This is a genomic window from Paenibacillus sp. PDC88, from assembly GCF_900106725.1.
Taxonomy (GTDB): Bacteria; Bacillota; Bacilli; order Paenibacillales; family Paenibacillaceae; genus Paenibacillus; species Paenibacillus shunpengii.
Window position 1 is genome coordinate 244,082 of record NZ_FNNT01000006.1, and the last position, 26,733, is coordinate 270,814.

Genomic DNA, 26,733 nt, shown 5'->3' on the forward strand with positions numbered 1-26,733 from the left:
TCTAAACTCAATGAACTCATTGTTTTGACGCTAGCATCATTGTCAGCTTGTATCTGAACGCCAGAATAAAATGGTATTGAGTCTTAGTTAATTATGATCTGCAGCTAACATAAATCTCCGATTGAATTTATTAATCACTTTCATAATGTAGGCAAGGAGTAGTATGCTTAACAGGATCATGACATACAAGAACGATTTACGCTCCATGAATCCAATATAGAATAGGATGATCTTCGCTATGCAAGGCATATTACGTAAGCATAAAGCGGCACGCCTTAGCCTAACACTGCTCACTGCCCTACTCGGCGGTTGGATATTTGATCTGCTTCACATTCCACTCTCCTGGCTGCTGGGTCCTATGGTATTTGTGCTGATCGGCTCCAGTAAATGGGGAACCCATTTTGAGTGGAACGCCTCCCTGCGAAATACAGGAATGATCATCGTTGCCTATACGATGGGCTTGTCCTTCACTCTCTCCGCGCTTAAGGAAATTACCCGGCATCTGCCCACGATGCTGCTTATGACGGTGCTGTTACTCCTGTTGTGTGCTGGCATGGCCGTTATTTTGTCCCGACTGACGCGAACCGATTTCTTGACGATGCTGATGGGCAGCATCCCCGGCGGCTTAAGCCAGGTCGTCACGCTTGCGGAGGAAACCAAGGGAGTTAATGTCACGATCGTCACCGTTATGCAGGTCATTCGTTTATTTACCATTATCATATCCGTTCCCGCCCTGCTCTTCAGCCCCATCATTGGACAGACTCATGAACGTTCAGCTGGTGCTGGTCTCAATGAAGGCACTGCTGCGATAATCGGCAGCGGTCAAAGTATCATTTTGAACTATGGACTGTACGCTGTGGTCTGTATGGTGTGCGCCTGGGCAGCCAAGCAATTCAAATTTCCAACTGCGCCGCTGCTCGGCCCCATGATTGGAACTGCATTGCTGCAAATGACGGGGCTAATCGGCCCTATCCTGCCTACTTCCGTCATTAATGGGGCTCAGGTGCTTATTGGTGCCTATCTTGGTTTGCTGCTCAAGCCCGGACAGTTTACGCAGAGATTTAAAATCTTATCTCTTTCCATCACTTCAAGTCTCTTGCTCGTCACAGGCGCAGCAATACTTAGCTTCTTATTGTCTGTGTTTAGTTCTGTCAGCCTTCCAACTGCGCTGCTGAGCCTGGCTCCTGGAGGAATGGATCAAATGAGTATTATGGCACATGAGATTGGAGCAGATCTGTCCATTGTTGCTGTCTATCAGTTGTTCCGCCTGCTGTTTATTTTTTTTGCAGTTCCTCCAGTACTCAGAATGGTCATAAACTATGTACATAGAAGAAACCGTCTAGTGACCGAGGAGCAGCTTTAATTGGATGGCACTTCTGAGCTGATTCATTAGGATCTCCTTCATGATCAGAAGGGTCTCCGCTTCCTGTACACGGATGAGGCGAAAGGACAGATGAACGCCTGGAGGGAGCTGGGCAATAAGTGCGAGATCTACACTTGCGACCTGCGCTATTCGAGGATATCCTCCGGTGGTCTGCCGGTCAGCCAGCAGCACAATAGGTTCTCCAACTGGCGGCAGCTGAATGGTCCCTTCGCTTACCCCCTCCGAGAGAAGTTCAATTTCACCTTGAAGTTCTAAGGGACCGTCCATTCCACGGAGCCGGTATCCCATCCGATCTGAGCTTGGCTCAATTACATATTTCTGTTGTTCAAATCTTATCTGACTATGCGATGACATCCATGTAAAATGATTGCCTTCCACGACCCTGATGACATTTTCTCGGGAATAAATAAGAGACGGATTGATGAACCAAGACGTTGTAACATACCCGCTGCGCTTCTCTCCTTTATCAGCTATCAGCTGCTCAAGCAAACGACTACGTACTTCAGGCTTAAGAATGGGGAGCGAGTCTCCCGACTGCAGCATCCTACCCGAATAACCCCCTAACCCACCTCTTACATAAGTACTCCGACTTCCCATAAGAACAGGAATATCCATCCCTCCTGCAGCGGCAATATAGGCTCTGCACCCTCTCTTGCTAGAGTAATCGGGGCCTCTGAATTTGATCCTGCTTCCTTCATTAATGAAAAGCGGCCTCCACATCGGCAAGGCCTCACCGTCCATGACCGGTTTAAGGTCCCCTCCGCAAATGGCGATCAGGCCCGAGTGCTCCATTCTGAATTCAGCTCCGGATAAAGTCACCTCCAGCACTGCGTCTGTCTCTTCATTACCGACAAGCATATTTGCGATTCTGGCTGCGTCCTTATCCATAGCACCGGACACAGGAACACCATATTTTTGAAATCCCCATCTGCCCAGATCCTGAACTGTCGTCAGCATTCCAGGCTTCATCACACGGATACTCACCCTTCACCGCCTCCTTGAAAAAATGAGCAATTGCCGTTCATTGTTTCTCTGAACTCCTTCTCCGTTACAGCCTGAAATCGCACCCGATCTCCGGCTTGAAGCAAGGAAGGCTCCTTCTCCATCGGATTAAACAAGGACAGCGGCGTTCTGCCGATAATCTGCCATCCGCCAGGCGTAGACTGTGAGTACACACCTGTCTGCCCTCCCCCAATTCCGACGCTTCCTGCCGGAACCTGCAAGCGAGGTGTGACTCTTCTTGGTACAGCAATACTCGATTTCATCCCGCCCAGATAAGGAAAGCCTGGCGAGAAGCCGATCATATATACCGTATACTCGGGAGCTGTATGCTCTCGAATCACTTCTTCAGCAGATAGTCCAGAATGACGAGAGACTTCCTCCAAGTCTGGCCCTGCTTCTCCTCCATACCATACGGGAATCGTAATCGATCTTGGCTCTTCACGATAAAGTGGAGTAGGCTTCCCTATCAGAGCCGCAACATAGCTCCTAACCCGCTGTGATGGAGAAACATACTTCCCACTTGGGCCCGGTCCCTCGTCGTATGAAGGTTCATGCTTAAATGCACCGCTTGTGTCACGCATCACGACGATAGGGTCGTAATGAACGGTAATACTTGCAAATGCAGGTACACATTCAAGCATCCCCGGAAAAGTCTGCGCTTCCAGCTGAATCAAGCATGTACGCACTTGCTCGTGAATATCGAGATCAATTCTCTGATCAAATTCAATAAGGATAGCCGAGTCACCCATAGAGACGATGCTTGGCTCTATAGCCTTCACTTGATCTGGGTTCATTTACCGCTCCCCCATTCTTCGGACCTTGATTCCCTGAATCTCAAAAGCCTCCCTTAATTGCAGAGCATGCTCAATAGCCTCCGGTGTGTCGCCATGAATACATAATGTGTCAGCCTTGATCTTAATGGGGGTTCCTTCCCGTGAAATGACTTCCCCGGATTGTATCATCCTTAGTGCCTGCCGCACACAAGCGGAAGAATCGTGAATGACTGCTCCCTTGATATGTCTCGGGGTCAACGTCCCCCCGGCTTCATAGGTACGGTCTGCAAATACCTCGCTAGCTGTTCTGATGCCGACCTCTTCTGCGGTATGAATGGAATGGCTTCCTGCCAGCCCGAACAGAATCAGCCTTGAATCCACACGATACACAGCTTCTGCGATGGCTCTAGCGATCGGTTCGCGCTCAGCGGCCATATTGTACAGTGCTCCATGAGGCTTCACATGAGACAATTCGGCTCCTTCTGCCTTAGCAATCGCAGTCAGCGCACCGATCTGGTACAAGGTCAGCTCGTATACCTCCTGAGGCGTCACTGCCATTTCTCTTCTGCCAAAGCCAATGAGATCCGGCAAACCTGGGTGCGCCCCAATCGCAACGCCATGAGCTAACGCCAATTGAACAGCCTCTCTCATCTTCCCCGGGTCCCCCGCATGATAGCCGCAGGCAATGTTTGCGCTCGTTATGTATTTCATGATCTGGGCATCGGAGGATGAAGGATAAGCTCCATATCCCTCCCCCAGATCGCAATTTAGATCAATTCGATATTCATGTGCTGGTTGGTTACTCATACTCATACACAAATACAGCCTCCTGACACGAGATCAATTTCCATTCCACTACTTTGCTTCATCATATCAAATTAGGGCGTACATGGCTCTACAAGCATCTTTATTTTGATTTTGAGAGGATTAGCAGTACACTAGAAGAGAACCATTTTTACCAGGCAGGAATAAGGAGGAGATTTCGATATGGACTTTCAAACCAAACTCAATAACTATGCCGAGCTGCTCGTTAAGGTCGGTGTCAATGTACAAAAAGGACAAACCGTTGTGCTTAATATTTCGATTGATTTTCCTGAGCTTGCTCGTGCCATTGTCAAGAAATCGTATGAAGCCGGTGCATACAAAGTCAAAGTCAACTGGTCAGATGATGCCGTATCCCGCATTCAATATGACATGGGATCTGAGGAGTCTTTCCTGGATGTTCCAACGCATGCCGCAGCAGAGCGGATCGAGCAGGCCGAGAATGGAGCTGCCTTCATTACGATCAAATCGGATGATCCAGACCTATTAGCAGGTGTGTCATCACAAAAAATCATTAATGCTAACAAAACAGCAAGTAATGCTCTTAGCCGTTTCCGCCAGCTGACGCAATCCTTCAAGGTAAGCTGGACACTCGGAGCGGCTCCTTCTGCAGGATGGGCAACCAAGGTGTTCCCTGATGTGCCGGAGGAAGAGGCTGTGGCGAAGCTGTGGGATGCCATCTTCCAAATGGTTCGTGCAGATCAGCCGGATCCGGTTGCCGCCTGGGAGAAGCATGTTGCTACTCTAAAAGAAAAATCCAGCTATCTGAACGACAAGCAGTACAAGCAGCTTCATTTCGTTGGTCCAGGAACCGATCTTAAGCTCGATCTGCCTGAGAACCATGTATGGCTTGGCGGCAACAAAGAGAATGCAAAAGGCGTATGGTTTGTACCGAACCTGCCAACCGAAGAGGTATATTCCGCTCCTTTCCGTACAGGCGTGAACGGCACGGTATCCAGCACGAAGCCGCTCAGCTACAGCGGAAATATTATTGATAACTTCACATTCACGTTTGAGAACGGACGCGTAACCAAGGTTACAGCTGAGAAAGGTGAAGAAACCTTGAAAGGTCTTGTCGGAATGGACGAAGGCTCCCACTATCTTGGCGAAGTGGCATTGGTTCCGCATCATTCACCCATTTCGGACTCCAACATTTTGTTCTACAAGACACTGTTTGATGAGAATGCCAGCTGTCACTTGGCGATCGGCAGTGCTTACTCTGCCTGTGTTGAAGGCGGTACGGAGCTCTCCCCAGAGGAGCTGCGTGAACGCGGGCTGAACACAAGTGTGGCCCATACCGACTTCATGATCGGCTCCGGTGAGCTCGACATCATTGGAATTACGAAGGATGGCAAGGAAGAGGCGGTATTCAAGCAGGGCAACTGGGCATTCTAATGATGCTGTAGCGCCACTGTTTTGAAGTCTGTAAACGACAGTAGTAAGACCCGATTCACAGCTGGCTTGTGAATCGGGTCTTGCTATTTCAGAGCGAGATTGTTGATCAGAGCAAGATTTCTATTAGGACGAGATTTGAATCCGATCCGGACAGATATCGTTCAGTAACACTTCATTTGAATATGTAGTCAGCTCGGCATCAATCTGCATAATTCAAGTTTTATTTTAGCTTCACAAGTGACTCCGTTACTCGATCGAAGCCCCATTTGACCTCCCCATGCAGAGGAATCCCTCCATACCATACCTCTTCAGTTAAGTCCGGCATATAATGAACGCTCCCGCCCAGCACCTTCTCGCCTTGCTCTGTTATTGTGAGTACAGCCTCCTTAAAACCTGCAGGGATAAACTGATAATCCGGGAAGCGATCACTTCCTGCCAATTGCAGAACAGGAGCGGAACCAGCAGCCATTCGTCTCATAATCGACCAAAATTCAAGATCGCCCATGCCAAGAAGATACAGTCGATCTCCGACCTCCCTGAACAGCGAATGCGGTCCTCTCCCGCCGTTCTTTAAGGTATTGAGTACTTCTTGCTCAACACAGCCAAGACCATTTTGAAACGAAGGAAGTCTATATAAATGAGCAGTAAAGGCTTTTTTGGCAAATGGAAGAATCGAAGTCTCTTCTTCGGTCTTCTCCAGCAACTGCGCTAGCTCACTCGGGTTAGACGAGATATACGCCCGCCACCACGCGCTTCCCAGCTCAAGCTCATCACGGCTCAGCAGGTGCCACGTCCCGGATAATGCTTGGAGCTCAGGTAGAGATAATTGTCCCAGTCCTCGAAACAATTGAATTCCAGGATAAGATCCGATGCTGAGCAGATTCAGCTTAACACGGGCTGTCTCATTCTGTTGAAACCAGTGGAGCAGATACGCCAGTATGGTCTGATCGAACAAATCATGCTCGAACCACAGCACGACCTCATCAAATGCACCAAGTCTCTTCAGCACAAGCTCCTGACTTCGACACTGGGCCATATACTCTCCTGCTGGAATACCAAGCTGACGTTCCAAGGCCTCTGCCCGCACAGAGGAATTCACCTCATCCTCCATATGCTCAAACAAGGGTCCGCACGAGTAGATTTCGCGCCACACGAGAATTTCGCCTTGTATTCCAGACTGTTTCAATTTATTTGCGACAATATCACCGTTCACAATATGCAGCATGTTAGTTCCTCCATCATATAAGCTCTGAAATTATACGCTCTGCTTCCCTAGCGGCTGTGCTGAAGCATATCGTGGGCCAGCAGAGCCATTTCAATTGACGTTCGTCGGTGCGGCTGCAGCCAGTCCTCTCCCAGAATCTCCTCCAGCTTATCCAGCCTGTTATACAAGGTTTGTCTATGAATATATAGAGATTTGGCGGTTTCCAGCTTGGACCCGAAGGCATTCATATAAGCCTGGAGCGTCGACAGAAGCTGAAGCTCGTGCTTCTCATCATATTGAATCAGTGTTCCTAGATGGTCCTGTACAAAGGATTTCAAGAACTCGTTCGGCGCAGCCTTTAACAATTGATAGACTCCAAGCCTGTCATAAAATAAACACGGGTTCATCTGAGGCACACTTCTACTGACCTCAATGACTTGATAAGCCTCCTCAAAGCTGCGCGAGGATTCAATCATCTTGCTTCTCGCTTTGCCAAAACCGGCATGAATCATCACACCCTCAAGCTGCTGGGTAGCAAAACGGCTGATATCCGCTGTGATCGTCTGGAGTGTAAGCATTAGATTACGCCCCGTATCCTTCGTAATGGACTCTTTGGCACAGAGCACATGAATTTGGTTCATTTTCATCATCACTAGATGAGGCACATTATTTTTCTTCAGCAGTGAACGGAGCAGCACCATAATATCTTGATGCCCCGCTTCCTTCCGCTCCTCCGCCACGTTCTTCGAGCGATGCTCAATTTCCATCACACCGCCTATGAACAGATATTGACCTTTCACCAAGAGGCGCAGCCCCATGCTCGTCTGTGCCTGTTCTTCATTATGAATTCGATTGCTGAGCAGATCCTGCAGAATGCCGTTCTGATTACGGAGCATTTTCTCCTCCAGAAACTGAGTCCGCAGCAGTAGCGTGGCTACGGCTTTTACCGTGTAATCCAGAAGAAGGGATACGGCTTCCGTCGGCTGTTCTCTGGTCACAATGCCCACCCCCGAGAACACCTGTCCAAAAATGACCACAGGCTGGAACAATATCGTTGTGTCCTCATCGAGCGCAGCATGAATGTTTGATTCCCGACCCCCCAGGCTTCGATGCTCTACTTCACGGGCGTACAGCTCTGTTATTGCGGCTGCATCTTCCGGTTCTACACTGGGATAGAACTGGTTATGTTCAAGCGTAGAGATATATGCAACCTGCTGGGATGAATATTCATGGAGGAGACGGAGAATGCTGGATATATCCGTGCTTTGAAGTGTCAGCTGCTGAATTTTGCGGGAATAATTCTCCAGATCCTTTAGGAGCTGATGCTGACGGTTAATAAGATAAGAGTGAATATCCTGCGTAATTTCTACAAACCGGACAGGCTTGTCAAATACGATAATGGGAAATCCATGCTCATCGGCTAGCTCAAGAATATCCGCAGGGATATGATCAATGCTTGTTCCGAATTCAACACACAGCCCTGCAGCCTCACTCTGGATGAGCTGAAGAAGATACTCCTTCCGCTCCTGCTCAAATTTGAGCCAGAGTCCAGTGGATAAGATGAGATCACCTCTGCTCAAGTAAGGTGAAATCTTCGTTATTTCCAGCACATGAACCCAGCCTACCTGACGGTGAAGACCTTTTTCGCCTGCAGCAATATGGGCTCTTTTGAAGATCGGTCTGTTCATGACCTCTTTTATGGTAAGAGATTGTGATTTTTTCAGAAAATTCACCACCATGTAAAATATACTTACATTAACATTCATAACCACTACCATGACACTCGACTATTATGACATATTGTTATGCAAAATACATGATTTATAGACAAAAAGTAAGATGCATTTTGGTATTATCCAACATAGAATTGTAGTATAGCTGACATTGAATAATATACAAACTCGGTGTTGACATTATCAACCTACTCTAATTACGAGGTGATTCGCATGATCATCGGTGTACCAAAGGAAATCAAAAACAATGAAAACCGGGTAGCTCTTACACCCGCAGGAGCGGCAGAATTTGTTCGCAAGGGACATCAGGTTTACGTGGAGTCCGGTGCCGGAAACGGCAGCAATTTTACCGATGCTGAATATGCTGCAGCTGGCGCTGAGCTGACGGATGCTGCCTCTGTATGGAATAAAGCAGATATGGTGATGAAGGTCAAAGAGCCTCTGTCCAGTGAATACAAATATTTCCGAGATGGCCTCATTCTGTTTACGTATCTTCACCTTGCAGCCGAGCCTGAGCTTACCAAAGCTCTCGTGGACAGCGGAGTGATTGCGATTGCTTACGAGACAATCACGGTGAACGGAGCCCTGCCTTTGCTGACGCCTATGAGTGAAGTCGCTGGCCGAATGGCTGCTCAGATCGGTGCTCAGCTGCTGGAGAAGAACAAAGGCGGTAAAGGGATTCTGCTATCCGGAGTTCCGGGTGTAAGCCGCGGTAAGGTTACGATCATCGGTGGAGGAATTGTGGGTACGAATGCAGCCAAAATCACAGTAGGTCTTGGTGCAGATGTGACGATCATCGACCTTAGCGTGAATCGTCTCCGCGAGCTGGACGACATCTTCGGCAGCAGCATTCATACCCTGGTATCCACACCTGCAAATATTGCAGAAGCGGTCGCTTCTTCTGATCTGTTGATCTGCGCCGTGCTGATTCCGGGCGCTAAGGCTCCTCGTCTCGTAACCGAAGACATGGTGAAGAATATGAGCCCCGGCTCGGTTATCGTCGATGTTGCCATTGACCAGGGCGGAATTGTAGAGACGATCGATCATATTACAACCCATGACGATCCAACTTATGTGAAGCACGGCGTTGTCCATTATGCAGTAGCCAATATGCCGGGTGCGGTACCGCGCACTTCTACGCTAGCACTTACAAATGCCACCTTGCCATACGCCTTGAAGCTGGCTGATCTTGGCGCCCTTCAAGCCATTAAGCTGGATAAGGCGATCCTAACAGGTCTGAATGTATTCAAAGGACAGGTTACCTATGAGGCAGTAGCGAAAGATCTCGGATACCTATTCGTATCTGCAGAAGAAGCATTAAGAACCGCAGTTACCAACTAACTCGTCTGTAATCCTGATGCTGCAAGAGATATAGCAAGCGACTACTCATATAAAATAAAGCAGAGCCTGCATACTTAATTTCATGCGTATGCAGGCTCTGCTTTTGCTTTTGTTCAAATGTCAGCTATGAATCGGTGCAAGCTCATCCTGCACTTCTACCTTATGCTTCCGGTCCAGCTGATAAGAGAATGCTGTAATAACAAAGGCGACCACCGTGAATGCAAGCGCCAGCCACGGAAGAGCGGCAAGTCCACTGCTTTTCACCACCAGTCCCCCGATAAAAGACCCTACTGCGATTCCTGTATTATTCGCAACCGGCATCAGAGAAGTCGCAAAATCTTTTGCCCGCGGCACATATCGGCGAGCAAGATCAATAAGGTACAGCTGTGTAGATGCGTTCAGCACATAAGAGACGAGTGCAATCATAATCAGGCTCAGCAGCCCGGCAACAGTCACAGAAGCAAGCAAACCAAACAGAACAAAGAGTGCTGCCTGAGCCATGAAGACAATCCTCAGCTTACCCATGTAATCCCCCGTCGCGACTCGTCCCCCAATATAATTACTGACGATGGTAACCAGTCCATACATGAACAGAATAACACTGAACCACGCCTTTGGAAGACCCATGACCTCCCCCATAATCGGTTCAATATACGTATACACTACAAATACGGCTGCTGTTCCGCAGGCAGGAATCAAAAAAGCAAGAATGATTCGCGGATTCCCGAGCAGGACAAACTGCTCTTTGGCGGACACCTTCACAACGGGAATACCTCTTGGAATATACACCGCGTTTAATAAGAGTGCAGCTACGCCCAAAATGCTGACGAGAATAAATGTAGCGGGCCAATCAAAAAACTGTCCTACGAAGGTGCCGATCGGAACCCCAAATACATTAGCAATGGTAAAACCGCCTAAAATATAAGAGATTGCACGGCCGCGGCGCTCAGGGGCCACATAATCACTTGCTACCGATATGGCCAGAGATAAGGACAAGCCGCACAGAATCGCTGTGACAATTCTTGTTCCCATCAGGAATGCAAATGAACCGGATAATGCGCTAAGTATGTTCAACAGTATGATGAGTGTAATCCCGGTTAATATCAGCATCCGCTTGGGGAACCGACCGAAGATGCTCAGTACAATGGGTGTACCCACAGCATAGGCCATGGCAAATCCAGATACTAAAATTCCCGCTGCCGTAAGCGTAACGCCAAAATCATGGGCAATGTCTGACAGCAGACCGACAATAACATATTCCGTCGTACCTAGGATAAATGCCATCAGTGTAAAAGAAAAAACGAGTCCTTTTTCCTTGGAGTAAGACATGTTTCTCTCCCTCTATCTATATATAATTTCAATGTGCGACGGATTTCTTAGAATCCGCCTTTAACAGCATACGGATATTAGAGGATGTCTACAATTAAACATGTTGCTGGGTTTTATTTCCTTGTTATATATCTTGCTCTTATATTTGACAGAACGTTTAACTTGGCTTTACGATGTGAACCATGATTCAATGGACACAGAAGGAAGGGATCTGGGTGAACAAGAACGCTGCACCGCCTGCTGAACAGCTGCTATATGCCGGGAGCATAAGCAATAATCCAGACTGGCAGTTCCCAAGCCACAAGCATGATGATCTGTTTGAAATTCTCGTTATCAAGGAAGGTGAAGGGGATTTTACCATAGGGGAAACGAGTTATCATGCGGTCAAAGGGGACGTACTGATCTATAACAAAGGCATTCTGCACGCAGAGAAATCCTCCAAGGAGCATCCCGTGTTTATCTGCTACTGCGGCTTCTCTTCAGCTCGTGAATATATTGTTCCGCTCGACGCCCATCCTGTAATTCGTGCTAACAAATACTCGAGTGAGATGATCACGCTCATGGAGCTGCTATTTGAAGAATCCTCCATGCAGGAGGAAGGATATGAACAAATCGCAGGGCATCTGCTGAGTTCCATTCTGGTGCTTGTACACCGTATGCTTAAACTGCAAAATCACGCTCAAAGCCTGACAAAAAATACGCTGGCAACCGAGATCAAGGAATATATCGACGGGAATTATACACAGTCTATGAGTCTCAAACAAATCGCTGACGAGTTTAATATCAGTTCCTACTATCTTGCTCATATCTTCAAGAACACCTATGGCACTTCTCCGATTAATTACATGATTCAGAGACGTATGGGCGAAGCAACCCGGCTGCTCGTTCAGTCCGAGATGAAAGTATGGGAGATTGCCAAGATTACTGGATATGAGAATCCCAACTACTTTTCCATACTATTTACGAGAGTCGTCGGCATGTCACCTAAGCAGTATCGAGAGCATCATAACCAAAACCTTTCCTATGCTGAGGGCATGTTTATCAAACAGGATGATAAAAAAACAGATCATTAGCTTCCGCCAAGATCTGTTCTCATCTATTTGTTATGCTTGTTTGTTATGCAGAAAAACACTAAACTACTGCATGTAATTTAAGAATGGATTCCAAACGCTCTATCGTTTCCAGACAAGCCCGGCTGTTGTGATACGGACATTTCCATGCACCGACCTTCTGCTGACTGAGGTTAGGTTCACCACTACGGAATACCTGCCAGTGCCATTCCCCGCCTGTACGATCAACAATATAATCCCGAATAAAGCTCCAGCTGCGATGAGCGGCATGCAAGTACTGGACCTCCCCACTAATCTGGTAGGCATTAAGATATCCGACCATCGCTTCTGCCTGCGGCCACCAGTCCTTGCTGTCATCCAGTCTGCCGTCTGCATGAAGCTCATTATAGATGGCACCCTCTGTATCCGTACCTTCCGCCAGCGTCGCCACAGCCATCTGGATCGCAGCAGCTCGAACCTTGTCCAGAAGCTCACGATCCCCGAGTACCTCTGCCGCTTCCCATAGCAGCCAGCTCCCCTCAATATCATGTCCATAGGAGACATCAGCAGACTGCGAATTCCATTCATCATCAAAGAACAGCTTGAAGTGACCTGACTCCGCATCCAGTATTAGATTCAAATGAACTTCGATCAGCTCTTTGAGCTTCAGGCGCAGCCCCTCCGGCTTCCATATCCGGTACAGATTCGTATAAGCCTCAAGCACATGCAGATGCGTGTTCATGGATTTACGTTCGTTCAGATCCTTGCCGCTGAGGCTGAGATCATCTGTCTCGCTCCACTCTCGTGATAAAGCTTCCACATAGCCTGTATGTACCGGATCATAAGCATAGCGTTCGAGCAGACGGTAAATATCTTCTGCCAGCTGCAGCGGTTCACGATTGTCCGTAGCCCGAATATATTCAGCGAGTGCGTATATGACAAACGCCTGACCATATACCTGCTTCTTATCCTCTGATGGTGTCCCTTCCGGATGAATCATCCAGTAGAAGCCGCCATATTCTTTATCCGCAAAACCGGACTTCAGCTGTTCAAGCGCACGCTCGGCCATATGAAGATCATCGTCCTGCCCATATTTTCGGTAAGCGGCAGCAAATGTCCACAGGATGCGTGCATTAAGCACAAGGGATTTATCCGCTCCATGATCAATCTCACCGTCCGCATTCATCGCCCCGATAAATCCGCCATGGGTATCGTCGATCGTCCGTGCTTTCCAGAAGCCCAAAATATTGTTCTTAAGCTCGGATTCTACCTCCTCCAGCCAGACATGCAAGTTCAAGCTCTTCTCCATACACCCTTCCTCCTCGATCTTTCTCACTCGCAGATCATCTGACCAATCCATACTAACAACACCATAACAAAACAATCCATTGATCATATGAACCAAGAAATATTCTATAATAACAAACCTTTTAATATAATAACATAATGCACTTTATTAATATCTATGTAATTTTATTTAGCGTTAAAAATAATAACACGACAAGAATTAGATCTCATCGTGTTATTTTAAACCGCTCTATAACTGCATATCTCTCTGAAATTGCATTCTCCGCACACTCTTTCCGAAGGCATTGGCGTAAAATATCCAACGTCCTTCGGCCGGTTGTAGTAATCATCGGCAAGACAGGATTTCATCTCCTCAATCTCTCTTCCCACCTTGGCGATGACTTCATTAATTTCAGTCTGAGATGCTTGATAGCTCTCACTATTTCCGGTCAGCAGATACTCCACTCTCAGCTCAATATGCTCATATGGAATATTATAATGCTCGTGAACATAGGCCGCATATAAGTAGAGCTGATCTGTAAAATCGTCTTCCTTCCCTGTTTTCCAATCCACAATCACGGTATGGCCTTTCTCATTGCGATACAGCACGTCCATCTTCACATATACTTTCGTATCGTGCAGAATCATGTGGTCCCATTTCTCAACCTCCATTATATGAGCAATGCCAGACTGAATCTCCTTCCATGTTCTGCTCTCGTACAGCTTCCCTGCCACGGTCTCCATCCGTGCTTTAATCGAGGTGATCCGGTTCTGAAGCTTGGCATCTTCGTCATAGTACATTTCAGACAGCATGGTGTGGTACTTGGGGTTCAGATGCCATCCATTCATATCTTTGGATTCCACATAGGCCTTATTCAACAGGTCTCGCATTCGTTGCTGTAAAAAGGGCACCTCCGGCGCTGTTCTGTTACGTTCCCAGCTTCGTATGACCGATTCACACATTTGATGTGCAAGGTTCCCGAATATCAAATACAGACTGCTGAGCTGCTTCAGCCGGTAGGTTTGAACCTGGTCCGGATCTGCCGACTCCGGCTTCCAACCGTTATGCGAACCGTAATAATGGTAATAATATTTACGAAGGCATTCATTAAACATACCTGCTCGTGAACCTGAATAGGACCACGGGGGATACATTGTTATCATGATCCATCAGACGCCTTTCTTTGCAATCTATCATCGCTTTATTGTATTGTATTCTATCATAACCCGCAGAATCTAACGAAACATTTCATATTATGGAGCGTACTAAGAACAAAGCAATGAGAAGCCACTCCTGCATATAATGGAAGACAAGGCAGGGTTGTTCACGTTAAAGGGGCAAACAGACATGAGTACTGAATTTGAGCAGGAAGAAGTAAGGAAGGATTGGCTGCAGGCCGACTCCCTACTTGCGCAGGTTGAGATTATAGGTAATGCGGAGAATGATCTGGTCAGCATTGAAGGTAATACAGATGGATTAGAATGCATCGGTGTCGGTACAGATGCCGCCGTATTTATTATGCCGGAATTACCTCAATATGCCTTCAAGATCTATTCACAGCAGGCCTTAGACAAGAAGAATACAGAAAAAGAAGTTTATGCGAAGCTGAAGGGTTCTCCATATTTTGCAGCTTGTTACGGAGACGGAGTGAATTACCTGGTGCTCAGCTTTGAAGATGGCCCGACGCTTCAGGACTGCCTAACCCTCGGAATTCCGGTACCGGAACAGGTTATCCTTGATGTGGAAGAGGCTCGCACGTATGTAAGAAGCGTAGGCCTAAACCCTCGGGACATCCATCTGAAGAACGTGGTGAACCAGAATGGACGCGGCAAAGTGCTCGACGTCTCTGAATATGTGAAGGAGGGCGACGACCAGCGCTGGGATCACTTAGTATGGGCCTACTATAATGTTTATCCCCGATTTAACGAAATCAAGGTTCCACTCTGGGTCATTGATGCTGTGAAAAAGTGGTATCATCGCCGGAATAAATCGGTCTTGAATCTGGAGGAGTTCTCTTCCAAGGTGATCCGATTGTTTGATAAGCTAATGAAATAATAAGCTGTCCACAAAAAAAAGCGGCATGTGCATCTCTAAGCCATCCAGAGAGATGCTGCATGCCGCTATTCTTGTTCAGAACCTGAGAACAGCGCCTTGCCGCTATTTCTGCTCAGAACTTAGAAACAGCGCCTTGCCGCTATTTCTGCTCATAACCTGAAAATAGCTCCTCAAAAACCAAAGTCCAGCGCCTTACCTGTCTCAGCTATACTTTTCACATTACTTAGAACCATGGGCCAGGTCGATTTCGTTCGTTCATAGGATGGATGCCCTTCGCTCCACTCATCATTTACAAATGTCAGCTTCGTGCAGCCCCCTACAATCTCAAGAGTATAGGTCATTCGGGTCGTGAGCTCCGCATGATTCTCCGCATAGCTTGGCCCCGGATGCTCTGTGCAGCTGAACAACTTGCCAGGTTCACAGGCCAGCACCTCACCATATACATGTACCGTTTCATCTCCTTCATTCCCAGGGCCGACATATCGATACCCCTCGCCTACTTTGAAGGAAGAGTCAAAGATCGAGCCAAAGAAGATCTGCCTAGTTCCTTCCGGTTTGAATAGCGTGTCCCATATTTTCTCGGGTGATGCTCCAATATACAGCTCATAGCGAAGTGCTTCCATTTAAGTCCCTCTCTTTCTTGTGAACAGCGAAGTATTTGACAATATCCCTCTTCACTTTGTCCAAAATTTGTTAAAATAAGACAGGAGCAAGATTTGATCTACTGATAACTTGATATTACAGCTTGGGCATGAAGGCGTATTGTAAAAAAGCGACAGACAGGAGCGGAGCTGAAATGAGCTTTTTGTTCTCACAGAAACCTAGTATGGGTATTATGAACCTGGAGAAAGGCGAGCAGCATTTTCGCTTGGAACGCTTTTTGCCCAGTATAGAGCTTCAGCAATTCATCAAGCACTACTGGATTGTGGAATGGGAGCTGGCTGAAGACAAGACGCATATTCAGGAGGTCATCCCGAATCCATGTGTCAATCTGGTCATCGAGTCAGGACGCACTTTCTTCTACGGGCCCGCAACCCGTAAATACAGCTATCAGCTGAATTCCAAAGGACGTGTCTTCGGGATCAAATTTAAACCAGGCGGATTCTTCCCTTGGTATCGGCAGTCCATATCCAAGCTGATTGATCATCCACTTCCGGCAGAAGAGATATTCAGCGTACCCCGCGAAGAGCTGGAATCGACGTTTCTCAACACAGCGGCTGAACACATGGAGCTTATATCACGTATGAACGAAGCTCTATTGGCCCTATTGCCCCCGGAAGACAAGCTTACCGATCTCGCAGAGCAAATGACAGAATATATTCGGCTTCATCACGAAATTACGAGAGTAGATCACGTGTGTGAACAGTTTAATATGAATAAACGAACGCTGCAGCGAATGTTTAAACAGTATGTAGGCATCAGTCCGAAGAATGTAATCAAGCTGTACCGGCTTCAAAATGCAGCGGAAGCGCTCGATCATGGACAAGCGGTAAATACACTTGAGCTTAGCCTTGCGCTTGGCTACCACGACCAGTCCCATTTTATTAAAGACTTTAAAACCATCGTCGGCCAAACGCCGGAAGCCTATACACGCAGCGTCGCCCGCCGATGATCAACGGCACCCGTCCAGTTAGACGCAGATTGTATAATGTTCATCTTCAATATGCAAGATTAGGATTACGGATATGTCTCATCTCATTTATATACAAAAGTAAGGCCCCGGCAAACGAATGCCAGGGCCTTATTTTCAATTCATGATCTTAGGAAGCCGATCCTGTTACACTTGTGCCGTTCTTCGTAATCTTGTAAGTGATCACTTCTCCGCTCCAGAAATGGAAGGTAAGAACCACTTCAGCATCCTTCGTTTCATTGAAGAAGTTAGGCTTCAATACGACTTCACCCTTATCATAGGAAGGAGAGAAGGTATACTCGAATTCCTTGAAGGAAGTCCAGTTCTGCGGTCCAGCTACGGTGCCATCGGTATATTTCGCTTCCATTGTTGCCAGCAGATCACCGTTGAAGGATACCGGAATAGCGAAGGACTCTGTCGTTCCTTCTGCATCCTGCAGCACCGGTGTGCTGTTCGTGATGACTCTGAATTTCCAGTCTGCGCCTTTGTTGAATTCAGCCGTAATGACGCTGTTTACACCATACTCACCTGAAGCGGTCAGCTCTTCAAGCTTGCTTGCTTTGATCGTAAGAACATGATCACTTACCACATAGTCTTTAAACTTCTTCAAATTCTTGCCGTCTACGCTGAGCTTCGTCAGCTTGTTGCCGTTCAGCTCCAGCTGAATGTTAGCGTCCTTCACATCTGCACCTTTTTCGACAAAGATCAGGTCTGTCTCAGCCGTTGCCGAGCGTCCCTTCCAGCCTTCCTTCATGATATTGAAGAAGTCCAGATCAGACCATTCGTAGGTTGTTCTGTTCATGTGCTGACCGTTATCCCACAGCATATGAGTTACATCTTTTTCATTCAGATAATGCGTCAGGAACTCGAAGAATTTCAGCTTCTCACCCTGCTCGATTACAGCCGTGCTTTGGTCAAAGCCAAGAAGTCCATACTCACCAAGAATGACCGGAATTCCTTTGGCAACAAATGTATTGTGGACATTATCAAAGGTTTGGATAATATCGTTCTTCGTATCCTTCTCAAAATGGGTATAACCCGCAATGTTCACACTAAACGGCCAAAATCCATAATAATGAACGGTTGCGATAATATTCGGATCATTCAGCTCAGTAATTGTTGCATACAGCTCATCCATTCTTTCTTGTGTAGGTGAAGCCTCTAGAGTAGAAAGAACAAGCGGTCTTTCTGTATTCTTGCCGCCGGATTCACGCAGAATGCTGTGGAAGGACAAATTCAGTTCTTTCAGCATATCGAACATCTTCTCTTCATCCGTCGTTCCACCATCCGAGAAGCGCGGCTCGTTAACGCTTTCAAACATCAATTTGTTGGAATGATCTTTGAAGTGGTCTGCCACTTGGGTCCATATTGCATTATAACGAGCAAGCACTTCGTCGTGCTTGGTTTCCATGTGGCTGATCCATAACCAGGAATCATGATGGACGTTAACCATGACATACAGATCTTCATCCAATGCCCAATCTACAACTTGTTCAACCCGGTCCAGATAAGCAGGCTCAATGGTGTAGTTCGGAGCCTCACCGATATGGCTGTCCCAGGTTACTGGGATACGAATACTCTTATATCCTTGGTCTGCAATTTCCTCAATCAGCTCTTTCGTAATTTTCGGATTGCCCCAGGCTGTTTCATCCGCTCCGACCGCATCAAGAGAGTTCCCCAGATTCCATCCGGGCTGCATGTCATCTACATAAGCCTGCAGTTTATTTTTGGCCACCGGCTCTGCTTCCTGCTGCTTGTCCGCAGAGGCAGCGGATGTGAATAAAGAAATGACAAGTGCTGGAACCATTGCAAGTGCAAGTAAGCTCTTCGGACGCTTTTTGTGCAATACCATTTGCATCTCTCCTTATGTAATTTTAGGTCATAATCCAAGCGCAACAGCATATGTGCCAATCGTCTGAAAGCGCTTTCGGTAATAACTTATCATAATTTACCATCCAATAATACCCTGTAAATTCTTTCTATACTCATATAAAAATTAGATATTATAGGCGTTTACCTCATTCGATCTTACTGCATAAAAAAAGAGAGCAGCCTCATTACAGGAGCTCTCCTCGTTAGTTAAATTTCTATGTTGATTAATGATCCAGGAACACAAGCTGGATGAAGAACAGAACCGCAAAGATGTAGAATATTGGATGAACATCCTTGCCTTTTCCGCGCAGCAGCTTAAGTACCGGATAGAAGATGAATCCTACCCCTATCCCTGTTGCAATACTATGTGTCAGCGGAGTAAGAATGATAATGAGAAATGCCGGGAAGGCCTCTTCAAGATCGTTCCATTTGATCTTACTAATAATGTTGATCATAAAGTAACCGACGATAATCAGTGCCGGCGAAGTAATGGCCGGAATGCCGGAGATCACACTAATAATAGGTGAGAAGAACAAGGTTAATGCAAGCAGAACGGATACGACTACAGCCGTGAGTCCTGTTCTTCCTCCGGCAGCAACCCCTGTGCTTGACTCAATATAAGCCGATGTCGGGCTTGTTCCAAACAATGCTCCTGAGGTCGTTCCGACTGCATCAGCCAATAGTGCGCCGCGGGACCGCGGGAATTTCCCGTCCTTCATCAGCCCTGCCTGTTCAGCGACACCGAGCATCGTACCCGTTGTATCAAACAGAGTAATCAGCAGGAATGTAAATATCACGGTATATAAACCGTTTGAGAATACACCAGCTATGTCCAATTGGAATGCCGTGGTCGAGAAGCCCTGCGGCAGGGACACGATGGATTCCGGCATTTGGAATAGTCCCATCATCCAGGCAATAATCGCGGTAATCACCATACCGATGAATAGATAACCCTTAACGTTGTAAGCCATCAGCACAACAGTAATGAGCAGACCGATAATCGTCAGATACGCCATCGGCTCAGACAGATTACCGATTGTAATCAGCGTAGATTCGGAAGCTGCGATGATGCCTGCATTTTGCAGTCCAACCGTTGTAATAAACAAACCAATTCCTGCTGTAATTGCATGCTTCAGACTTTCAGGAATGGCATTAAGCAGCATATAGCGGAATGAAGTTAGTGATAGGATAATGAATAGAACCCCTGCAATAAATACTGCACCGAGTGCAATTTGCCACGAAACGCCGCTGCCTGCGACTACACTATATGCAAAAAACGCATTTAACCCCATGGCAGGCGCCATAACAATCGGATAGTTAGCCCATAATCCCATAATCAGTGTGGCCACAATACTTGCAAGCACGGTCGCAATAAACACACCGTTAAAATCCATCCCTGTGCTGCTCAGAATACCCGGATTGACAACAACGATATAGACCATCGTAAAGAATGTCGTAATTCCGGCTATAATTTCGGTTGAGACACTAGTGCCTCTTTCTTTTAATTTGAACCATCTTTCCATGGAATAGCCTGCCTCCAGCTTTCATAGTTGTGCATACGGCTTAAAAACAAAAAATCCTAATCTACTCTTATAGGATTGTTAAAATGTCGCTCCTATATTCGTCATTAGGATCTAACAGCTCTATTTTATAAGCTTTAAACCAAAATATTAGGATAGATATCTATGTTTTTAACCTGATGCGCATTTCGTATTTTAAAGAAATCAACATGCGATGTCAATAAAACCATGATTTGTTCACACTTATTCACGAACTATAAGAGGTTTAATAGTACTATTCATTCGTTTTTACAGATCCTCGTATGCTGGAGGGCGGTACGTGCTTATACTTCTTGAACGTTCTGCTGAAATACGAAATATCATTATACCCTGCCGCCAGAGCGACCTCCGAGATCGTCATTTCCGTGTTACGGAGCAGATACTCTGATTTGTTGATTCGAAATTGATTAATATAATCGGTTACTGTCTTGTTCGTGAGCTCACTAAACAATCGGCTGAAATGAAACCGCGACAAATTGGTCATCCGGGCCAGCTGCTCTACCGACAGCTCCTCCAGATAATGCTCCTCTATATATTTGAAGACAGGAGCAAACCGCGTCAGATTTTTGGTACGGCTGTTAAACACCGACAGCGGCATATATTCAGCAACATATTTACGAAACAAGATCGTCAGCATACGGTACATGCTGGATTTAATCGCAAGCTCATATCCCAGCTCTCTATTGCAGAACTCGTGTTTAATCAGCTCAAACGCACCTCGCAGCTCCTCATCATCTGTAATATGATTCTTGAATATCACATTATTCTGTGTCATCGGCGTGATGAATTTGGTCTCCACCGCATCCGGCGATGGACTCTGCAGCAACGAAAAATCAGCAATGAGGGCATTATACAGCAGGTCACCGGACAAGTTGATCCCATAATGCAGATCGTTGCTGTTCAGAATGATTAAGTCTCCAGCCTTAGCATGAGTGACCTGGGAATTGCATTCGATTTCCGCTTCGCCGTGTACAAAATACAAAATCTCCATATGCTCGTGAAAATGTGGAGGGAACAGCGTCTGCCCCTTCTCTCTGTACTCACAATGATGAAGCTTGATTGGAAAGTGTGGATCCGGCATGTCCATAGGTTCCCGCAACGCAGCGTTTCTAAGCATGTCACCCCTCCATTGACCGCACAATTGTTCAAATATTCAGCATCCGTCTGCATGGCTTTCTTATGGGTCCCAAAATACAATAGTTGTGAATCGGGAATAGAATGAGCCATGAAGCTGACAGCGCATACTTCTTAGCATTTCAGCGTTTAGAATGGATGCAGCGAAGATCGGTTCTTTCTATCCAGTATATCCTATTACAGAGCTTGAAGGGAGCACGAAATTACATATGAGTACACTTAAAGTTGGCGTCATTGGTGCAGGCAGCATCTCTCAATATCACTTAACTCCTTATAAAAATAATCCGAATGTAACACTTCTCGCGGTCTGTGATATGAATCTGGACAGAGCACAAAAAACAGCTGAAGAATACGGAGCTCCACATGCCTACAGCGATTATAACGAGCTGCTGGCCAATGAGGAGATCGATGCTGTCAGCATCTGTACCTGGAATGATACCCATGCCGAGATCAGCATCGCCGCTCTCAAGGCTGGCAAGCATGTCCTCGTGGAGAAGCCCCTCTGCCGGACGGTGGACGAAGCTCTTAAGATCGAGCAGGCGGTTAAAGAATCCGGCAAAATACTTCAAGTCGGATTTGTCCGCAGATACGATCCGAATGCACAGATGCTCAGAGCTTTTGCAGACAACGGAGAATTCGGTGAGATTTATTATGCCAAGGCTTCCTATATCCGCAGACTCGGGAATCCAGGCGGCTGGTTCGCGGATTCAAGACGCTCCGGCGGAGGTCCGCTGATTGATATCGGCGTCCATGTCATTGATCTATGCTGGTATATGATGGGCAGACCCAAAGTAAAATCCGTCAGCGGCAACACTTACCGCAAATTAGGCAACCGTTCCAATATTAAAAATCTATCTTCTTATAAAGCAGCAGACTACAGTGCAGAAAGTAATGATGTCGAGGATTTGGCCAATGCACTAATCCGGTTCGAGAATGGGGCAACGCTGCTCGTTGATGTGAGCTTCACGCTGCATGCCAAGGAAAATGAAGGTGTTGTTAAGCTATACGGTGACAAGGGTGGATTCGAAATCGATCCGGAAGTGGTCATTGTCACTGAGAAACACGATACGATTATTAACATCAAGCCTCAGACCGACAGCAAGGGCTTCCAGTTTGAGAAAGCATTCCAGAGCGAGATCGACCATTTTGTGGAGTGTGTACAGACGGGCAAGCAGCCGATCAGTCCTGTTGAGGACGGCGTAGAGATAATGAAGATCCTTCGCGGCATTTACGAATCTGCCAGCACAGGGAAGGAAGTGTATCTATGAAGCTCGGACTCAGCACCTACAGCCTGTATCAGGCACTGCGCAGCGGTAAAATGACGATCGAGGATGTCATTGACTTCACTGCCGATCATGGCGGAGAACATGTGGAGATCGTCCCGCTCGGCTTCAATCTCACGGAGCAGCCTGAGCTGATCGATACCATCGTATCCAAAGCTGCTGACCGGGGACTCGAAATTTCTAACTATGCGATCGGTGCTAATTTTCTGCTGAATGATGCGGACGCTTATGAACAGGAAATCGCCAGAGTGAAGCGAGAGGTAGATATTGCAAATCAGCTTGGCGTCAAATTAATGCGTCATGATGTGGCCTCATCCCCGGATGTATCCATCGCTAATTTCAATGCTCATTTGGAGCAGCTGGCGAATGCTTGCCGCCGCATTGCAGAATATGCAGCTCCATATGGAATTACGACGAGTGTGGAGAATCATGGGTTCTTCATCCAGCAGAGCGATCGGGTACAGGCACTGATCCATGCTGTAGGGCTGCCTAATTTTAAAACAACACTGGACATCGGAAACTTCCTGTGTGCCGACGAGCAGCCCATCGCTGCTGTGAAGAACAACCTCCCTTATGCCTCCATTGTGCATATCAAGGACTTCTATGTTCGTCCGGCAGGGCAGCATCCAGGCGAGGGCTTCTTCACATCCACAGCAGGCCATTATTTGCGTGGTGCCGTCGCCGGGCAAGGAGATCTTCCAATGCGTGATATTATCAAGCTTATCAAATCCTCCGGTTATGACGGCTATCTGAGCCTCGAATTCGAAGGATTGGAAGACTGCGAATTGGGTTCGAGAGCAGGACTCGCCAACGTAAGAAGAATATGGGACGAAGTCTAGCAGACGAAATCCTCAGCTTTAATTAAGAACGAATGTAGATAAGGAGGTACTATATGTCTTTTTCAAATAAGATCGGGGTCATATCGGACAGTTTCCAGGCAGGACTCAAGGGCGGGCTCGTGAAAGCCAAGGAGGTTGGCGCAGAGGGCGTGCAAATCTATGCGGTATCCGGAGAAATGGCTCCTGAGAACTTAACAAGCTCAGACCGCAAGCAGCTGCGCAGCTATATTGCCGACTTAGGACTTGAAATCTCAGCACTGTGCGGCGATTTAGGCGGACATGGCTTTCAAGATGCGGCTGCAAACCGTGAGAAGATCGAACGCTCGAAGCGCATTCTAGACCTCGCTGTGGAGCTGGGCACCGATGTGGTTACCACACATATTGGCATCGTCCCGGATGATGTTAATGGCTCTATTTACAGCACGATGCAGGAAGCCTGTGAAGAGCTCGGTGTCTATGCGAAGAGCATGAATGCCTATTTTGCGATCGAGACCGGCCCTGAACGCGCTGCCCATCTGAAGAGCTTCCTTGATTCTCTCAGTACAAACGGAGTATCGGTCAACTTTGATCCTGCCAATATGGTCATGGTGACTGGTGATGATCCCGTCGAAGGTGTAAAGCTGCTTAAGGATTACATCGTTCATACGCATGTGAAGGACGGCCGGCAGATCAGACCGATTGATCCTAAGGAGGTATACGGTTATCTCGGCTATGAAGGGATGACGCATGAGAAGATTGCCGAGATGGCCTCCTCGGGAGCGGCCTTTTTGGAAGTGCCTCTTGGTGAAGGTCAGGTCGATTTTGACGCTTACTTTGCCGCTTTACAGGAGATCGGCTACAAAGGCTATCTGACCATTGAGCGTGAGGTGGGCAGTACACCGGAGGAAGATATTAAGAAGGCGGTACAGTTTATTAAGAAGTTTAGGGGATATTGAGCTGATCGTATGGAGTTGGCGAAAAGCAGGATGTTGGCGGCTGTGCCGCTTCGATAGCGAAAGGTACGTTCGATCGTTCTTGGTTACGAACGCTGGCGCTTCTCTCTGTACCCCTTCGCTCTCTTCGCTTATCAGCCTACCTCCGTTAAGAGCATCCCCCACACTTCTTATTAACTGATGTGGGGGGATTATGAAAAAGGTCCGATGCTGCAGAAGCAGATGTCGGACCCTTTTTTATGAAATTCGTGTTGGCTGGCTGCGCCGCTTATTTTTCAGCGAGTATATTTGCAGCCGCTTCAAGCGCCTGAATGACTTTGTCGCACCAAATATCAAATTCCTTATCCTCTTTTTGCAGCTCTGGATGCGCAAGTATATATTGGACCGTTTCCTTAATTCCTTGATCCAGCCGAGTCGTAGCCACATAATCAGGGACCAGCCGCTTCAGCTTGGAATTATCAAACACGACGGAGTTGGCTTTATCGCCAAGCAGACTTCCTCTAAAGTCTTGGGTGCTGCACGCATCCAGAAACTCTGACGCCACATGAACGGCATTCAGCTTCACACCAAGGCTGTCGGCTATAATCTCATAGATTTGATTCCAGGTGACCGTCTCATCCGAGGTAATATGGACAGCTTCACCAATGGCATGGATATTCCCCATCAGACCAATAAAGCCTTTGGCAAAATCACGGTTATGGGTCATCGTCCATAGTGCTGTACCGTCTCCATGAATAATAACCGGCTTATGCTCAAGCATGCGCTTTGCAACCTGCCATGAGCCGCCGCTGCCGTGAACACCAAGCGGAATTGATCTTTCATCATACGTGTGGCTTGGTCGAACGATGGTGATCGGAAATCCATGCTCCCGATACTGCTGTGTTAGATACTCTTCACATGCGATCTTGTTTCTGGAATACTCCCAGTACGGATTGGACAATGGAGTTCCCTCTGTAATACGGTAGTCCGACAACGGTGTCTGATATGCTGAAGCTGAGCTGATAAACATATACTGTTTGGTTTTATCCTTAAACAAGCGGTAGTCCCGCTCAACATGGGCTGGATGAAATGCAATAAAATCCGCCACGACATCAAACTGCAGATCCTGAATCAGGCTGGCAACCTGCTCCTCATCGTTTATATCGGCCTGCAGAACCGCAGCTCCTGCTGCAAAGCTTTCATTCCGATTCCCTCGATTGAGCAGATACAGCTCACATCCTTGTTCGAGCAGCTGGCGAGTGATCGCAGAACTGATGGTACCCGTGCCTCCAATAAAAAGCGCTTTCATGTTTATCCACCTCCGCTAGAATATAACCGGGCGTTACTCCGTTTTCTTACGCTTTACTGAGATCGTTTTTTTTCTGTCCATCATGTCCGTATTTCGACATCAGTCCTCATATTCCTTTCATCCCATCTAAAAAAGCACCCTGCAATAGACTCCTTCTGCAAGATGCCCTCATTCTGTTCAGCTTCTCTCCCGATGAATATAATCGCCAAGCTGCTTATAGATCTCAATAATCTCCGTCATTGGCATTCGCACCAGCCCGCTGGAGGAAGGGGCTACAAATTCGTGCATACCTGAGAGATAAGGCTCTGGCTGGAAGCCCCAATACGCCTTTGATTTTTTGGAATACTGGGCATATACACCCTTGCCGACGAAGCAGGCGACTTCCGGTCTGTACTTCTCCAGCTTATTTTTCAGAAGGATTCTGCCTTCCGCATACTCCTCCTTCGTAATATCTTCAATGCCTTTCGTCGGTCTTGCCACAATATTGGTAAACCCGTAACCCAGCTTCAGCAAATCCTGGTCTTCCTCCGCTTGATACAGACGAGGTGTTAGACCCGCCTGATATAGAATCCGGTAAAAATTGTTCCGTGGGTTGGCATAATGATGTCCGGTTTCTCCTGAACGTATGCTTGGGTTAAAGCCGATAAATACGATCTGTAGGCCCGGCTCCAAATGATCTAGAATTGCCTCCATATTTAACAAGCTCCTTAGCTAAAATTTCTACAATCATCTACTAGTAGATCTCTTCTTGTATTTTTTGGTAAAGTATAGTGAAATAAAGTTTCTGGATTCCATAATACACAATACCCGAACGATGATAA

The 26,733-nt window shown here is 47.1% G+C and carries 23 protein-coding genes; 9 read left to right on the forward strand and 14 right to left on the reverse strand.

Annotated features, from left to right (window positions below):
• The first annotated feature begins 238 nt into the window (after positions 1-238).
• The gene (locus BLW49_RS19050) at positions 239-1,363 is read left to right on the forward strand and encodes an AbrB family transcriptional regulator (protein WP_090726214.1); all 1,125 of its coding nucleotides are present in this window, start codon (positions 239-241) and stop codon (positions 1,361-1,363) included.
• On the opposite strand, the gene BLW49_RS19055 is transcribed toward BLW49_RS19050, so the two are convergent.
• The 3 genes from BLW49_RS19055 to BLW49_RS19065 are packed head-to-tail and all read right to left on the reverse strand — an operon-like array spanning position 1,340 to position 3,972.
• Entirely contained in the window at positions 1,340-2,368 is a 1,029-nt protein-coding gene (locus BLW49_RS19055) for a 5-oxoprolinase subunit C family protein (protein ID WP_090726217.1), read from the reverse strand. The genes BLW49_RS19050 and BLW49_RS19055 overlap by 24 nt on opposite strands.
• Positions 2,365-3,180, reverse strand: coding sequence for a 5-oxoprolinase subunit PxpB (gene pxpB / locus BLW49_RS19060; protein WP_076312115.1), 816 nt, complete (start codon positions 3,178-3,180; stop codon positions 2,365-2,367). The genes BLW49_RS19055 and pxpB overlap by 4 nt, the downstream gene beginning before the upstream one ends.
• Complete coding sequence (locus BLW49_RS19065; protein ID WP_305728145.1) at positions 3,181-3,972, reverse strand: LamB/YcsF family protein; 792 nt, start codon at positions 3,970-3,972, stop codon at positions 3,181-3,183.
• A 174-nt stretch (positions 3,973-4,146) separates the two neighbouring features.
• Between BLW49_RS19065 and BLW49_RS19070 the strand changes: the two genes are divergently transcribed.
• Complete coding sequence (locus tag BLW49_RS19070; RefSeq protein WP_090726219.1) at positions 4,147-5,376, forward strand: aminopeptidase; 1,230 nt, start codon at positions 4,147-4,149, stop codon at positions 5,374-5,376.
• A gap of 220 nt (positions 5,377-5,596) precedes the next feature.
• On the opposite strand, the gene BLW49_RS19075 is transcribed toward BLW49_RS19070, so the two are convergent.
• Together BLW49_RS19075 and BLW49_RS19080 are read right to left on the reverse strand one after the other, a co-directional pair.
• Positions 5,597-6,601 carry a DUF1835 domain-containing protein gene (locus BLW49_RS19075; RefSeq protein WP_090726220.1) on the reverse strand — a complete coding sequence of 335 codons (1,005 nt, stop codon included), beginning with the start codon at positions 6,599-6,601 and terminating at the stop codon, positions 5,597-5,599.
• Between the two features lie 47 nt (positions 6,602-6,648).
• Complete coding sequence (locus BLW49_RS19080; protein WP_256209833.1) at positions 6,649-8,268, reverse strand: PucR family transcriptional regulator; 1,620 nt, start codon at positions 8,266-8,268, stop codon at positions 6,649-6,651.
• 258 nt (positions 8,269-8,526) lie between these two features.
• On the opposite strand from BLW49_RS19080, the gene ald reads away from it, so the two are divergent.
• Complete coding sequence (gene ald, locus BLW49_RS19085; RefSeq protein WP_090726222.1) at positions 8,527-9,654, forward strand: alanine dehydrogenase; 1,128 nt, start codon at positions 8,527-8,529, stop codon at positions 9,652-9,654.
• 120 nt (positions 9,655-9,774) lie between these two features.
• Here ald and BLW49_RS19090 read toward each other — a convergent pair whose 3' ends face one another.
• A complete protein-coding gene (locus BLW49_RS19090; protein WP_090726224.1) occupies positions 9,775-10,983 on the reverse strand; it encodes an MFS transporter in 1,209 nt (402 codons plus the stop codon).
• A 182-nt stretch (positions 10,984-11,165) separates the two neighbouring features.
• On the opposite strand from BLW49_RS19090, the gene BLW49_RS19095 reads away from it, so the two are divergent.
• On the forward strand, positions 11,166-12,056 hold the full coding sequence (locus BLW49_RS19095) for a helix-turn-helix domain-containing protein (protein ID WP_076312120.1): 891 nt from the start codon (positions 11,166-11,168) through the stop codon (positions 12,054-12,056).
• A 58-nt stretch (positions 12,057-12,114) separates the two neighbouring features.
• Here BLW49_RS19095 and BLW49_RS19100 read toward each other — a convergent pair whose 3' ends face one another.
• Positions 12,115-13,341 carry an AGE family epimerase/isomerase gene (locus BLW49_RS19100; RefSeq protein WP_090726226.1) on the reverse strand — a complete coding sequence of 409 codons (1,227 nt, stop codon included), beginning with the start codon at positions 13,339-13,341 and terminating at the stop codon, positions 12,115-12,117.
• Positions 13,342-13,559: 218 nt separating this feature from the next.
• The gene (locus BLW49_RS19105; protein ID WP_256209834.1) at positions 13,560-14,483 is read right to left on the reverse strand and encodes a PD-(D/E)XK nuclease family protein; all 924 of its coding nucleotides are present in this window, start codon (positions 14,481-14,483) and stop codon (positions 13,560-13,562) included.
• Between the two features lie 184 nt (positions 14,484-14,667).
• Between BLW49_RS19105 and BLW49_RS19110 the strand changes: the two genes are divergently transcribed.
• Positions 14,668-15,375, forward strand: coding sequence for a serine/threonine-protein kinase (locus BLW49_RS19110; RefSeq protein WP_076312122.1), 708 nt, complete (start codon positions 14,668-14,670; stop codon positions 15,373-15,375).
• Between the two features lie 170 nt (positions 15,376-15,545).
• On the opposite strand, the gene BLW49_RS19115 is transcribed toward BLW49_RS19110, so the two are convergent.
• Positions 15,546-15,998, reverse strand: a complete 453-nt coding sequence (locus tag BLW49_RS19115; protein ID WP_090726228.1) for an SRPBCC family protein — start codon at positions 15,996-15,998, stop codon at positions 15,546-15,548.
• A 173-nt stretch (positions 15,999-16,171) separates the two neighbouring features.
• Between BLW49_RS19115 and BLW49_RS19120 the strand changes: the two genes are divergently transcribed.
• On the forward strand, positions 16,172-16,987 hold the full coding sequence (locus BLW49_RS19120; RefSeq protein WP_076312123.1) for a helix-turn-helix domain-containing protein: 816 nt from the start codon (positions 16,172-16,174) through the stop codon (positions 16,985-16,987).
• 148 nt (positions 16,988-17,135) lie between these two features.
• Here BLW49_RS19120 and BLW49_RS19125 read toward each other — a convergent pair whose 3' ends face one another.
• The 3 genes from BLW49_RS19125 to BLW49_RS19135 all read right to left on the reverse strand — a co-directional run bounded on the left by BLW49_RS19125 (position 17,136) and on the right by BLW49_RS19135 (position 21,553).
• Positions 17,136-18,857 (reverse strand): cellulase family glycosylhydrolase, encoded by a 1,722-nt coding sequence (locus BLW49_RS19125; protein WP_076312124.1) that lies wholly within the window; start codon positions 18,855-18,857, stop codon positions 17,136-17,138.
• Positions 18,858-19,101: 244 nt separating this feature from the next.
• Positions 19,102-20,400: an NCS2 family permease gene (locus BLW49_RS19130; protein ID WP_090726231.1), complete on the reverse strand. Its 1,299-nt coding sequence runs from the start codon at positions 20,398-20,400 to the stop codon at positions 19,102-19,104.
• A gap of 271 nt (positions 20,401-20,671) precedes the next feature.
• Positions 20,672-21,553 carry an AraC family transcriptional regulator gene (locus BLW49_RS19135; protein WP_076312126.1) on the reverse strand — a complete coding sequence of 294 codons (882 nt, stop codon included), beginning with the start codon at positions 21,551-21,553 and terminating at the stop codon, positions 20,672-20,674.
• Positions 21,554-21,779: 226 nt separating this feature from the next.
• Here BLW49_RS19135 and BLW49_RS19140 point away from each other — a divergent pair, with 226 nt between their 5' ends.
• Genes BLW49_RS19140 through BLW49_RS19150 form a run of 3 tightly spaced genes read left to right on the forward strand, consistent with a single transcriptional unit; the run spans position 21,780 to position 24,627 of the window.
• Positions 21,780-22,838, forward strand: a complete 1,059-nt coding sequence (locus tag BLW49_RS19140; RefSeq protein WP_090726403.1) for a Gfo/Idh/MocA family protein — start codon at positions 21,780-21,782, stop codon at positions 22,836-22,838.
• Positions 22,835-23,692: a sugar phosphate isomerase/epimerase family protein gene (locus BLW49_RS19145; RefSeq protein ID WP_090726234.1), complete on the forward strand. Its 858-nt coding sequence runs from the start codon at positions 22,835-22,837 to the stop codon at positions 23,690-23,692. Before BLW49_RS19140 ends, BLW49_RS19145 begins: the two co-directional genes overlap by 4 nt.
• 53 nt (positions 23,693-23,745) lie before the next feature.
• A complete protein-coding gene (locus BLW49_RS19150) occupies positions 23,746-24,627 on the forward strand; it encodes a sugar phosphate isomerase/epimerase family protein (protein ID WP_076312128.1) in 882 nt (293 codons plus the stop codon).
• A gap of 265 nt (positions 24,628-24,892) precedes the next feature.
• Here BLW49_RS19150 and BLW49_RS19155 read toward each other — a convergent pair whose 3' ends face one another.
• The gene (locus tag BLW49_RS19155) at positions 24,893-25,912 is read right to left on the reverse strand and encodes an SDR family oxidoreductase (RefSeq protein ID WP_076312129.1); all 1,020 of its coding nucleotides are present in this window, start codon (positions 25,910-25,912) and stop codon (positions 24,893-24,895) included.
• A gap of 177 nt (positions 25,913-26,089) precedes the next feature.
• Positions 26,090-26,605 carry a mismatch-specific DNA-glycosylase gene (locus BLW49_RS19160; protein ID WP_090726236.1) on the reverse strand — a complete coding sequence of 172 codons (516 nt, stop codon included), beginning with the start codon at positions 26,603-26,605 and terminating at the stop codon, positions 26,090-26,092.
• Positions 26,606-26,733: the final 128 nt, after the last annotated feature.

Excerpts from the sequence above, each read along its gene's own strand:
- BLW49_RS19050 (WP_090726214.1), top strand. The coding sequence starts at position 239 with ATGCAAGGCATATTACGTAAGCATAAAGCGGCACGCCTTAGCCTAACA.
- pxpB (WP_076312115.1), bottom strand. The coding sequence starts at position 3,180 with ATGAACCCAGATCAAGTGAAGGCTATAGAGCCAAGCATCGTCTCTATG.
- BLW49_RS19065 (WP_305728145.1), bottom strand. The coding sequence starts at position 3,972 with ATGAGTATGAGTAACCAACCAGCACATGAATATCGAATTGATCTAAAT.
- BLW49_RS19070 (WP_090726219.1), top strand. The coding sequence starts at position 4,147 with ATGGACTTTCAAACCAAACTCAATAACTATGCCGAGCTGCTCGTTAAG.
- BLW49_RS19075 (WP_090726220.1), bottom strand. The coding sequence starts at position 6,601 with ATGCTGCATATTGTGAACGGTGATATTGTCGCAAATAAATTGAAACAG.
- BLW49_RS19080 (WP_256209833.1), bottom strand. The coding sequence starts at position 8,268 with ATGAACAGACCGATCTTCAAAAGAGCCCATATTGCTGCAGGCGAAAAA.
- ald (WP_090726222.1), top strand. The coding sequence starts at position 8,527 with ATGATCATCGGTGTACCAAAGGAAATCAAAAACAATGAAAACCGGGTA.
- BLW49_RS19090 (WP_090726224.1), bottom strand. The coding sequence starts at position 10,983 with ATGTCTTACTCCAAGGAAAAAGGACTCGTTTTTTCTTTTACACTGATG.
- BLW49_RS19095 (WP_076312120.1), top strand. The coding sequence starts at position 11,166 with ATGATTCAATGGACACAGAAGGAAGGGATCTGGGTGAACAAGAACGCT.
- BLW49_RS19100 (WP_090726226.1), bottom strand. The coding sequence starts at position 13,341 with ATGGAGAAGAGCTTGAACTTGCATGTCTGGCTGGAGGAGGTAGAATCC.
- BLW49_RS19105 (WP_256209834.1), bottom strand. The coding sequence starts at position 14,483 with ATGATAACAATGTATCCCCCGTGGTCCTATTCAGGTTCACGAGCAGGT.
- BLW49_RS19110 (WP_076312122.1), top strand. The coding sequence starts at position 14,668 with ATGAGTACTGAATTTGAGCAGGAAGAAGTAAGGAAGGATTGGCTGCAG.
- BLW49_RS19115 (WP_090726228.1), bottom strand. The coding sequence starts at position 15,998 with ATGGAAGCACTTCGCTATGAGCTGTATATTGGAGCATCACCCGAGAAA.
- BLW49_RS19120 (WP_076312123.1), top strand. The coding sequence starts at position 16,172 with ATGAGCTTTTTGTTCTCACAGAAACCTAGTATGGGTATTATGAACCTG.
- BLW49_RS19125 (WP_076312124.1), bottom strand. The coding sequence starts at position 18,857 with ATGGTATTGCACAAAAAGCGTCCGAAGAGCTTACTTGCACTTGCAATG.
- BLW49_RS19130 (WP_090726231.1), bottom strand. The coding sequence starts at position 20,400 with ATGGAAAGATGGTTCAAATTAAAAGAAAGAGGCACTAGTGTCTCAACC.
- BLW49_RS19135 (WP_076312126.1), bottom strand. The coding sequence starts at position 21,553 with ATGCTTAGAAACGCTGCGTTGCGGGAACCTATGGACATGCCGGATCCA.
- BLW49_RS19140 (WP_090726403.1), top strand. The coding sequence starts at position 21,780 with ATGAGTACACTTAAAGTTGGCGTCATTGGTGCAGGCAGCATCTCTCAA.
- BLW49_RS19145 (WP_090726234.1), top strand. The coding sequence starts at position 22,835 with ATGAAGCTCGGACTCAGCACCTACAGCCTGTATCAGGCACTGCGCAGC.
- BLW49_RS19150 (WP_076312128.1), top strand. The coding sequence starts at position 23,746 with ATGTCTTTTTCAAATAAGATCGGGGTCATATCGGACAGTTTCCAGGCA.
- BLW49_RS19155 (WP_076312129.1), bottom strand. The coding sequence starts at position 25,912 with ATGAAAGCGCTTTTTATTGGAGGCACGGGTACCATCAGTTCTGCGATC.
- BLW49_RS19160 (WP_090726236.1), bottom strand. The coding sequence starts at position 26,605 with ATGGAGGCAATTCTAGATCATTTGGAGCCGGGCCTACAGATCGTATTT.